Source organism: Streptomyces sp. NPDC054956 (genome assembly GCF_053609185.1).
In genome coordinates this window covers 1-10511 of the sequence record NZ_JBSGXB010000273.1, presented here as the reverse complement: position 1 = coordinate 10511, position 10511 = coordinate 1, and the positions used below count along the sequence as shown (strand labels likewise).

9 protein-coding genes are annotated in these 10511 nt (G+C 73.1%); 3 read left to right on the top strand and 6 right to left on the bottom strand.

The window, feature by feature from the left end; translation table 11 throughout:
* Positions 1 to 52: 52 nt before the first annotated feature.
* The 4 genes from ACWGDE_RS30625 to ACWGDE_RS30610 all read right to left on the bottom strand — a co-directional run bounded on the left by ACWGDE_RS30625 (position 53) and on the right by ACWGDE_RS30610 (position 3779).
* Complete coding sequence (locus tag ACWGDE_RS30625) at positions 53 to 532, bottom strand: hypothetical protein (protein ID WP_453392279.1); 480 nt, start codon at positions 530 to 532, stop codon at positions 53 to 55.
* Between the two features lie 90 nt (positions 533 to 622).
* On the bottom strand, positions 623 to 1447 hold the full coding sequence (locus ACWGDE_RS30620; RefSeq protein WP_453392280.1) for a S1 family peptidase: 825 nt from the start codon (positions 1445 to 1447) through the stop codon (positions 623 to 625).
* A gap of 195 nt (positions 1448 to 1642) precedes the next feature.
* Complete coding sequence (locus ACWGDE_RS30615; protein WP_453392278.1) at positions 1643 to 2467, bottom strand: DUF1684 domain-containing protein; 825 nt, start codon at positions 2465 to 2467, stop codon at positions 1643 to 1645.
* A gap of 154 nt (positions 2468 to 2621) precedes the next feature.
* Positions 2622 to 3779 carry a DUF5685 family protein gene (locus ACWGDE_RS30610; RefSeq protein WP_453392277.1) on the bottom strand — a complete coding sequence of 386 codons (1158 nt, stop codon included), beginning with the start codon at positions 3777 to 3779 and terminating at the stop codon, positions 2622 to 2624.
* 283 nt (positions 3780 to 4062) lie between these two features.
* Here ACWGDE_RS30610 and ACWGDE_RS30605 point away from each other — a divergent pair, with 283 nt between their 5' ends.
* Positions 4063 to 4515, top strand: coding sequence for a cell division protein SepF (locus ACWGDE_RS30605; RefSeq protein WP_254384678.1), 453 nt, complete (start codon positions 4063 to 4065; stop codon positions 4513 to 4515).
* A gap of 46 nt (positions 4516 to 4561) precedes the next feature.
* Here ACWGDE_RS30605 and ACWGDE_RS30600 read toward each other — a convergent pair whose 3' ends face one another.
* Both ACWGDE_RS30600 and ACWGDE_RS30595 read right to left on the bottom strand, forming a co-directional pair.
* Positions 4562 to 5731 (bottom strand): acyl-CoA dehydrogenase family protein, encoded by a 1170-nt coding sequence (locus tag ACWGDE_RS30600; protein ID WP_453392276.1) that lies wholly within the window; start codon positions 5729 to 5731, stop codon positions 4562 to 4564.
* 271 nt (positions 5732 to 6002) lie between these two features.
* A complete protein-coding gene (locus ACWGDE_RS30595) occupies positions 6003 to 7712 on the bottom strand; it encodes an MFS transporter (protein WP_453392275.1) in 1710 nt (569 codons plus the stop codon).
* Positions 7713 to 8026: 314 nt separating this feature from the next.
* Here ACWGDE_RS30595 and ACWGDE_RS30590 point away from each other — a divergent pair, with 314 nt between their 5' ends.
* Positions 8027 to 9142: a hypothetical protein gene (locus tag ACWGDE_RS30590; protein WP_453392274.1), complete on the top strand. Its 1116-nt coding sequence runs from the start codon at positions 8027 to 8029 to the stop codon at positions 9140 to 9142.
* 249 nt (positions 9143 to 9391) lie between these two features.
* Positions 9392 to 10483: a phosphatase PAP2 family protein gene (locus ACWGDE_RS30585; protein WP_453392273.1), complete on the top strand. Its 1092-nt coding sequence runs from the start codon at positions 9392 to 9394 to the stop codon at positions 10481 to 10483.
* The last annotated feature ends 28 nt before the right edge of the window (positions 10484 to 10511 follow it).

Sequence of the window (10511 nt, the reverse complement as noted above, 5' to 3'; positions counted from 1 at the left end):
GGTCCGGGCGGCGCGCCCGGACCGGGGCCGTGCTCCGTCCCGGGCCGCGCGCTCAGTCCCGGGCCACGCCCTCGCGCCAGATCACGGTGACCGGCTTCCCGAGCGTGCGGGCGTAGGCGACGATCTCGGCGGTTCCGCCGTGCCCGCGGGCCGGCAGCCCGTCCCAGACGGCGACGAGGCGGTCGCAGGAGTCGGCGATGTAGGTGCCGGCCGCGTAGTAGGCCTCGTCGGTGGAGCGGGCGAAGTCCATCCGGACCTCCTGGGTGGCCCGGCGTTTGAGCCCGAGGTAGCGGTCCAGGGCCTCCGCGCCCTCGAACCCCTCCTCGTAGTCCCCGCTGGGGATGACCACCGTGAGGTCCGCGCCGCATTCCAGCGCGATGGCGGCGAAGAGCTGGTCGGCTCCGTCCGCGAGGCTGGAGAGCGCCTCCAGGGGCCCCTCGTGGCTCCTCAGCACGGCCCGCAGGCCCTCCTCCACGTGTCCGAGCACCTCGTCCGGAATCGACCGGTGGCCGGTCACACCGATTCGTTTCACGTAGAAACCTCCCCCATGGACGCCCTGGACATCCTCCCAGAAGGCGGGAGGACGTCCAGGGGTACGACGGGGGCGCATGGGTCTACGGGTCTAGTACACGCTGACCCCGTACGCGTTGAGCGCCTCCACGACCGGCTGGAAGTACGTGGTGCCGCCCGAGGAGCAGTTGCCGCTGCCGCCCGAGGTGAGGCCGACCGCGCGGGTGCCGGAGTAGAGCGGGCCTCCGCTGTCGCCGGGCTCGGCGCAGACGTTGGTCTTGATCATCCCGTAGACGATGTCGCCGCCGCCGTAGTTGACGGTGGCGTTGAGGCCGGTCACCGATCCGCTGTGGATGCCGGTGGTGGAGCCCCGCCGCTTCACGGACATGCCGACGGTGGCGTTGACGGCGCTGGTGATGTCCTGGCTCCCGACGGTGCCGGGCGGCACCGGGGAGTTGCTCGCGTACTTGATGAGGCCGTAGTCGTTGGTCGGGAAGCTGGAGCCAACCGTGGACCCGATGACGGTGGTGTGCGAGGAGTTGCTCCACCAGGTGCCCGCGCCGTCGGTGCAGTGGCCGGCGGTCAGGATGTAGTAGGTGCTGCCGCTGCGCACGTTGAAGCCGAGCGAGCAGCGCCAGCTGGAGGCGTAGATGGCATCGCCGCCGGAGAGCAGTTTGGTCAGCTTGCCGGGGGTCCGCTCGATGCGCAGCGCGCCCGCGTCGGCTCCGGCCTCGCGGCGGATCCGGGCGATCGCGGAGTCCGTGACCGTGGAGTCCGCGGTCACCACGAGGGTCCCGGTGGCGGGGTCGGTGTGCCAGGCGGTGCCGGCGACGTCGGCGCGCAGGACCGAGGCGCCGACGGTGGCGAGCCGGTCGGCGCTGAAGCCGCCGTCGGCGTGCGCCGTGCTGGGGGCGGCGAGGGCGGCCACGGCGGCCATGCCCGTGGCCACGGCGAAGAGCCTGGAGCGGATGATGCTGGTGATCCTCACTTGTCGTCCTCCCGGAGGGGATCGGGGGCCCGGCCGAAGTGGGGTGCCGGAGCCCGTGGAGGGCGGCCGGGGGCACGAACGGCACCAGGCCGTTCGACGTGCCCCTGACAAGCCCCGAGAGACGCTGTCGGGAGTGTGCTGGCGTCAGATGGCGGCAGCAAGGGCGCCTTTCAGCCGCCTTTCGCCCGCCGCGATCGCGAAGGGCAGCGTGTTCCCGGGCGGCGGGAACGGGCACACGAAGTGGTCCGCGAAGGCGCACGGCGGCAGCTGGACCCGGTTGAGGTCCACGGTGATCGAGCCGTCGGCCGCCGGAGTGCCGGGCCTGAGGAAGCGGAAACGGTAGCTGGAACGGCCGCTCGTGGCATCGCCGACGACGGCCCAGAGACTGCCGTCGTCCTCGTCCACGGCCACCTGGAGGGCGTGGCGTTCGCCGTCGAACTCGAAGCTCAGCTCACCGCCGAGGGCGAGCCCGCGCGAACGGCCGTCGGCGTTCTCCACCAGGACGGTCCGCTCCTCGCCGTAGGCGCGGAAGTGCCCGGGCACCGCGTACGCGGGGTCGTACGGGTCCGCCTCCACGCCCGTGAACGCCACCCGGCCCGGGGCCGCGGGGTCGAAGACGCGCAGCGCCCACTGACCCTCGCGCCGGAGCACGACGAGCCGTACGTCCCCGACGGCGATCCGGGAGTGCGAGGGCGGGGCCTCGTCGGCGGCGAGTACGGCGCCGCCCGCGAAGGGCTTGCCGTCCAGGCTGATCCCGTCGCCCGCGGAAGCCGTCAGGGACACCCCGCCGCCGGTGACGAGCCAGCGGCCCGGAACGGCCGGAACTCGACCTTCCGGGTAATCGGCGAGCCAGTGGGTGGCGGTCAGCGAAAGGGGGCCGTAGGGGGCGGACACCGTGTCCAGGCGGTGTTCGTGCCACCGCTTCCAGGCGGTGGCCGGATCGTCGGCGTCGTCTGCGTCAGCGCTCATGCCGCTCAACCCTTCCACACGGGCCCCGCCGGAAACCGCCCGGTACGCCGTCCGGGGCCGCACGGAGCCGCGGAGGAGCCCGAGTGGACCCGGAGAGGGGCCCGAGTGGCCCCGAGCGGCCCCGGATTCGGGCCGCCGCGGAGCTGAAGGTCCCTCAGCAGCCGTCACAGGGACAGCAGCAGCAGTCCCCGCACCCGCAGTCGCCGCAGCAGTCACAGCCGTCGCAGCAGTCGCCGCAGTCGCAGTTGTCGCACCACGGCTGCTTCTTCTCGCGGGACCACGGACCCTCGTGCTCCGCGCAGCACAGCTGGCAGGTGCAGAACAGCCCGAGGGCCACCGCGCAGCCCGCCAGCAGGCCGCGGCGCGGCTTCTGCGGGGGCGGCGGCGGGCCGAAGTCCATCGGGGGCGGGCCGAAGCCTCCCTGGCCCACGGAGTCCGTCACGGTGTGGGCGCAGCCCGCGGTCCCGAAGGCCCGGTCCACCGAGGTGCGCAGCTCGTGCACGAGCAGCCGGTGGGCGAGGCCCGCGTCCGCGAACTCCACCTCGCGCAGTGCCAGCCGGATGCCCTGGAGGGCGTCGTCGCAGAGCCTGCGCGCCTCGGCGCGGGAGGTCCCGGTGGCGGTCAGCGGGTTCCAGGCGCCCGACGCCGCGTCCCGGCCCTGGTCCTCGACGGCGTCCAGCAGGTGCGCGAGCCGGCCGAAGTAGCGGCCCGCCTCGGCGAGCGCGGGGGCGTTGCCTGGCCGTCCCGCGAGGGTCGCGGTATGGGCGAAGGCGGCGGCCGTCGCGGTCTCGGTCGGCTCGGTCACCACGAGCACCGGCGTACCCGGGCCGGCCAGGGTCTCGATGCCCGTCTGGCGGTCCACCGCGTCGACGAGCACGGCCGTGTCGAAGCCGAGCGAGGCCCCGGTGCGGGCGCCCGCCCGGTCCCAGCCCCGGGCCACCCGGCGCGCCGCGAGGGCGATCGGTGCCCGGGCCAACAGCCCGTCCCGGTCGGCCACGTGGTCCCGTACCTTCGCGGAGGCCAGTACGAGCGAGACGGCGGCGGCGAGCCTCGCCCCCTGCCCCTCGGCCACCGAGGCCGTGCGCATCCCGCGCAGTGGACAGGGCCCGGCGGTGCGGCGGCCGCTCGCGGCCGGTCCGGACTGAGCATCCGTCAGAACGGAGACGAGCAGCCCGTCGTAGTTGGTCACGATCCTCGCGAACTGGCCGTGGTCCCCCCGAAGTGCCAGGCACAGCCCGCACAGATGGGCCATCCACTCCGCTTTGAACCGGTCCCCCAGCCTGTGCGTGCAAGGTCTGACGATGCCGAACATGGTGCTCCCCCGTGTGTCATACGCGCGCTCGACGGGCATCGTAGCGAGCACGCCGCTTCACCCGTACGTCCCCTTCGGTCACCCGTACGGCGGCACTGGTCGTATTTTCACTCAGTCAGCAGTGGTAGGCGCCAGGATCCTTGACCGTGCAACGGATGTTCTGCACCAGTACCGTCACGAAACCCCTGCGCGGCGACTATCCACTTGGCGCGTTGTCAGCATCATGGACGACGATAGGGACGCGGAAGAGAAGACAGACTGACCGCGATGAAAGGAGGCGTCCATGGGTTCGGTGCGCAAGGCGAGTGCCTGGCTGGGTCTCGTCGAGGACAGCGACGACGAGCGTTACTACGACGACGACTACGCGGAGGCCCCGCAGGGGGGTTCGGTGGTCGGCCCCGGCGAGCAGTGGGTCACCGACCCGCGCGTCAAGGTGGCGTCGGAGTCCGCCGTCGAGCAGGGCCGCCGCATCGCGACGGTCACGCCGGACGGTTTCCGTGACGCGCGGGGCATCGGCGAGCTGTTCCGCGACGGTGTCCCGGTCATCGTGAACCTGTCCTCGATGGACCCGGGCGACGCGAAGCGCGTGGTCGACTTCGCGGCCGGTCTGACCTTCGGCCTGCGCGGTTCGATCGAGCGGGTGGCGACCAGGGTCTTCCTGCTGACCCCGGCCGACACCCAGATCGTCAGCGGTGAGCCGGGCGGCCGCTCGCGCGACTTCTTCAACCAGAGCTGAGCAGGGCTCTCACCGGCCGTCTCCGGTCTTCCCGGCCCTCCCCGGCCTAGCGGAAGGCGTCGAGCCCGGTGAGCGCCTTGCCCAGCACCAGCTGGTGCATCTCGACGGTGCCCTCGTAGGTGAGGACCGATTCGAGGTTGGTGGCGTGCCGCATGACGGGGTACTCGAGGGAGATTCCGTTGGCACCGAGGATCGTCCGCGCGGTGCGACAGATCTCGATGGCCTCGCGGACGTTGTTGAGCTTGCCGAAACTGATCTGCTCCGGCCGCAGGGTGCCCGCGTCCATGCGCCGGCCCAGGTGGTGGGCGAGCAGGATCCCCTTGTGGAGTTCGAGCGCCATGTCCGCGAGCTTGGCCTGGGTGAGCTGGAACCCGCCGATCGGCCGGCCGAACTGCTCGCGCGTCTTCGAGTAGTCCAGCGCCGCCTCGAAGCTGGCGCGCGCCGCGCCCATCGAGCCCCACACGATCCCGTACCGCGCGTGGCTCAGGCAGCCGAGCGGCCCCTTGAGGCCCCTGACGCCGGGGAGCACCGCGTCCGCGGGCAGCCGTACGTCGTCCATGACCAGCTCGCTGGTGACCGAGGCGCGCAGGGACCACTTGTGCTTGATCTCCGGCGCGGAGAAGCCCGCGGTGTCCGTGGGTACGGCGAACCCGCGGATCCCCTCGTCGGTCTGCGCCCACACCACGGCCACGGCCGCGACGCTGCCGTTGGTGATCCACATCTTGCGCCCGTTGAGCACCCAGTCGGTGCCCTCGCGCTTGGCGTGCGTACGCATCGCGCCCGGGTCGGAGCCGACGTCCGGCTCGGTCAGTCCGAAGCAGCCGATGAGCTCGCCGGCGGCCATGCCGGGCAGCCAGCGCTGCTTCTGCTCCTCGGAGCCGTACTTCCAGATCGCGTACATCGCGAGGGAGCCCTGTACGGAGACCAGCGAGCGGATGCCGGAGTCGGCGGCCTCCAGCTCCAGGCAGGCGAGCCCGTACTGGACCGCGCTGGCGCCGGCGCAGCCGTAGCCCTCCAGCGACATCCCGAGGGCGCCGATCGCTCCGAGCTCCTTGGCGAGCTCCCGGATGCCGGGCAGCTCGCCGTTCTCGTACCACTCGGCGATGTGCGGCAGCACGCGGTCGGCGGCCCAGCCGCGGACGGTGTCCCGGATGGCGAGGTCCTCGGGGGTGAGGAGCTCGTCGAGGCCGAGCGGATCGGTGGGAACGAAGGACACGGAGCGCCTCCTGGCAGGCCGGACGGTGAAACCTAGCGCTGCAAGTTTGTCGCCCCCGGCGCCCCGGGTCCACCCCGACCGCCCCCGCACCGTCCCGCCGCGCGGGGCTCGGTCAGCCCCGCCGACAATTGAGCCGCGGACGCGGAGCGCCGTGCACCCGGGCCCCGCCGGCGACTGAAGCGCGGGCGCGGAGCGCCGTGCAGTGAGCCGCGCCGGCGATTGAGGCGGGAACGGTGGAAGGGCGGGTAGGGGACTCTCCGGGCCCGACCGGTCAGACCGGGTGGCCGACCGCCGGGTCGCGGTCGGCGTCGGCCGTGGTCTGGGCCGGAATCCGTGCGGTTCCGCCCGGAGCCGGGGCCGGAGCCACGGCAGCCGCTTCGGCCCCGGCCTCCGGATCGGGATCGGGATCGGGATCGGCGCACTCCATCACCCGCGGCAGCTTCAGCGCCATCACCGCGCCGGCGAACAGTAGCCCGGCGCTCACGACCAGCGTCACGTGCAGCCCGTGCACGAAGGAGTGCCGGGCCGCCGCGTACAGCGAGTCCCCCGCGGGACCGCCGAGCCGCGCCGCGATCTGGTAGGCCTCGCCCAGCGAGTGCGAGGCGCCCGCCGATTCGGCGGCGCTCACCCCCGGCACCCGGGCCAGCCCGGGGGCGTAGGCCGCGTTCATCACGCTGCCGAGCAGGGCGATGCCCATCCCCGCGCCCAGCTGGTACGAGGTCTCGCCTATCGAGGCCGCGCCTCCCGCCGTGGCCGCCGGAGCCTCGCTCAGCATCGACTCGTAGGCCGCGAACAGCGTGGTCTGCAGTCCGAAGCCGAGCAGGATGAAGCCGGCCGTCAGCAGCACCGGCCGGTCGTGCTGGCCCATGAAGGTCAGCAGCAGCACCGCGAACGCGGTGAGCACGAAGCCCAGCGAGACCATCCTGCGGGGCCCGCTGCGGGCCAGCGTGTACGAGCCGGTCGCGCCCGCCGCCATCGCGGCGAAGGTGAGCGGGAGCAGCCGCAGGCCGGTCTCCAGCGGGCTCAGGTGCAGCACCAGCTGGAGGTACTGGACGGCGATCAGCTCCAGCCCGACCAGCGCCAGCATGGCCAGGACGATGCAGCCCACGGAGGTGGTGAAGGCCGGCCTCGAGAACATCCGCATGTCGATCAGCGGGTGCGCGCGCCGCTTCTGCCGGCGGACGAAGAGCACCAGCAGGACCGCACCGGCCAGCAGCGGGAGCAGCGCCTCGGGATCGGCGAGCTGGCGCTCGGCGCCGATCCGCTTGACGCCGAGGACCGCGCCGAGCACTCCGCCGGCGGCCATGAGCGCGCCGAGCACGTCCCAGGGCCCGTCGGAGGAGCCCTTGGACTCGGGCAGCAGCCAGCGGCCGAGCGGCAGGATCAGGATCATCAGCGGGATGTTGATGAGGAAGACCGAGCCCCACCAGAAGTGCTGGACCAGGAAGCCGCCCAGGACGGGTCCGCCGGCCGCGCCGATGGCGGCGACGGCGGTCCAGATGCCGATGGCGAGGGCCCGCTCGCGCCGGTCGGGGAAGACCTGGCGCAGGATCGACAGGGTGGCCGGCATGATCATCGCGCCGCCGACGCCGAGCAGGGCGCGGGCCGCGATGAGGACCTGGGCGTTGTCGGCGAGGGCGGCGACGGCCGAGGCCACGCCGAAGAGCCCGTAACCGAGGAGCAGGACGCGGCGCCGGCCGACGCGGTCACCGAGGGTGCCGAAGAGGATCAGCAGGGCGGCGCACACGAGCGGGTAGGCGTCGACGATCCACAGGAGTTCCATGGGGCCGGGCCGCAGGTCTTCGGTGACGGAGGGCACGGCGACGTGCAGGATCGTCGCGTCGAGCGCGACGAGCACCAGGCTGACGCACAGGACGGCCAGGACGGCCCAGCGGTTGGCCCCGCCGGAGGCCGCGCCGAGTCGCCGCAGTCGCTGCCAGGGGGAAGGGTTCCGGTCGCCGGCCACGTTCGTCCCCGACATGCATGTACCTCCCAGGTGGTCCCTCGCACTCGGCGGACCAGCGTCTTCGAGCCACGAGGTGGGGAAGGTGGCGTCCTACGGGGTCCGGCGTCGACACGCGAGTGAAGGGTCAGCGTACGCGAGTTCGGCTGTCCGACACGTGGTCAAGCTCTCATCCCGGCACCGGCCGCGCTGTGGTGTGCGCCACTCGTTTCACGCCACCCCTTCTCCTCGCGCGCGTGCGGGCCCGTCCGCGCACCCGCGTACCGCACGCCCGTGCCCGATGGTCCGCGGCCGCGCGCACCCGCTCGGGCACGGCCCCGCCCTCGATAATCATGCCCGTGAAAGATCTTGGATTCCGGCGGGCCGCGCCCGCCCTGGCCGCCTTCGTCGCGGTCCGGCTGCTCGGGCTGGCCGTGCTCGCGGTGTGGGGGGCGGCGGCCGGCAGCAGTCCCCACACGCTGCTCTCGGCGCGCTGGGACTCCCTCTGGTACGCCCGCATCGCCGCCGAGGGGTACGGCTACGAGATCGCCCTGCCCAACGGCGACGTCCACTCCAACCTGGCCTTCTTCCCCCTGCTGCCCTGGCTGGAGCGGCTCGTCTCCGCCGTCACCGGGCTCGGATACGGCTCCGCGGGACTGGTGGTGTCGGCGCTCGGCGGGCTCGCCGCTGCCTGGGGGATCTTCGCGGTCGGCGACCTGCTGCACGGCCGCCGGGCCGGGATCCTCGCCGTCGCGCTCTGGGCCGCGCTGCCCGTCGCGATCGTGCAGTCGATGGCCTACAGCGAGTCGCTGTTCACCGCGCTCGCGGTCTGGAGCCTGTACGGGGTCCTGCGCGGGCACTGGCCCGTCGCCGGGCTGCTCGCCGCCGGGGCGGGGCTGACCCGCCCGGTCGGGGCGGCGGTGGTCGCGGCGCTCTGGGCGGGCGCCCTGCTCGCGGCGCGACGCGGGGAGCGCTCCTGGCGGATGGCGGCCGGGGCCCTGCTGGCGCCGCTGGGCGCCGCGGGCTACGTGCTGTGGGTCGGCGCCCGCACCGGCCGAGGCCCGAGCGGCTACCTGGACGTCCAGGCCGGCTGGGGCAACGGGTTCGACGGCGGCTGGGCCTTCGCCCGGTTCATCGGGGCCCGGCTGGCCTCGCCGGCGTTCCCCGCCGGGCTCGGGCTGATCGCGGGGGTCGCGCTGGTGCTGTGGCTGTACGTGCTCTGCGTACGGCGGCGCCAGCCCGTGCCGCTGCTGGTGTACTGCGGGATCGTGGTGGCGCTGGCGCTGTGCGCGTCGGGGTACTTCGGCTCCAAGCCCCGGCTGCTGCTGCCCGCCTTCCCGCTGCTGTTCCCGCCGGCGGCGGCGCTGGCCGGATGGCGGACGGGCCGGGCGGCCTCGGTGGTGGGCTCGCTGGCCGCCGTCTCGGCGGTGTACGGGGCCTTCTGGCTGAACGGCTCGGGCCCGCCGTAGGGGCACCCTCACAGAGGGAGATCACGGAATGGATCATTCCACTCCATGTTCGGGCAAAGGAAATGACCTGCGGAGATAAATTCCGGCTAAGTATGCGAAGAAATGACTGGACCAAGCATCCGAGCAGCTCCAACCAATGCCGGAATGCCGGGAATTAAGTCCCGCGTGAGACCAACTCCACATCACATGGTCATCACAAAGCCCGCGATTCGCCCGGGCTGCCCATCGGCGCGCGGTAACGTCGATTGAGTGCGTACCGACCAAATCCTGCCCAGACTGGAGCGGGTGTTCGCCCGGCTGGACCGGGAACCAGAGCGACCGGCTCATCTGCAAACACCGCGGATGAGCCGGCACCGCGTCGTGCTCCTCGGAGCGACCCTCGCCTTCTACCTCGCGATCGTCGTCGCGGTCCTGACCACCTCCTGGCTCGTCCGCCTCGACTGGCAGGTCATGTTCTTCCGGCCCTACGAGCAGTGGCCGCAGCTGCACGCCTTCCTCGACTACCTCGTCGTCCTGGGCCAGCGCGGACCCACCGCGGTCATGGTCGCCGCCTGGCTCGGCTGGCGCTCCTGGCGCCAGCACACCCTGCGCCCGCTGATCACCCTCGGCGTGGCGCTGCTGCTGCTCAACATCACCGTCGGCGCCGTGAAGCTCGGCCTCGGCCGGCTCGGCCCCCACTACGCGACGCAGATCGGCTCCGCCGAGCTCTTCGCGGGCGGCGATATATTTCCCTCCGGCCACACCGCCAACGCCGTCGTGACCTGGGGAATCCTGGCCTACCTGGCTTCCACCGTGGTCACCCGGCGGGTGCTGTCCGTGGTGTCCGCCGTGGTCTCGCTGAGCGTCGGCGCCACCACCGTCTACCTCGGCACCCACTGGGTGAGCGATGTCCTGCTCGGCTGGTCCGCCGGTCTGCTCGTCCTGCTGGCCCTGCCGTGGTTCGAGCCGCTCATCGCCCAGGCCGAGGCGTACGTGTTCGACGTGCGCGCCCGGCTGCGGTCCCTCGTGGAGGCCGGGCAGGTCCCCGAGCCCCTCACCGGCCTGCTCGTCCCGCTGCTCTCGGCGGGCGGCAAGTGGCGCCTCCAGCGCACCGCGTCGGCGCCCGCCGGCCCGGCCGAGCCGCAGGAGCCCGCACCGGCCCCGGTGGCGGCTGCGGTCGCGGCTCCGGCCCTGCCGGCCGCGCACCACCCGGCGGCGCCCCGCCCCGCCACCCACCTGGTCCGCCCGCACCTGATCCGGTCCGAGCGGACGCCCGCCACCCCGGCCGGCAGCCGCCGTCCGGCCCACGCCGACCGCGCCCCCTCGCGCGGCGCGGCGGCCCGCCCGGCCACCGGCGGCTGACCCGGACGGTACGCACACCCTCCGCGTC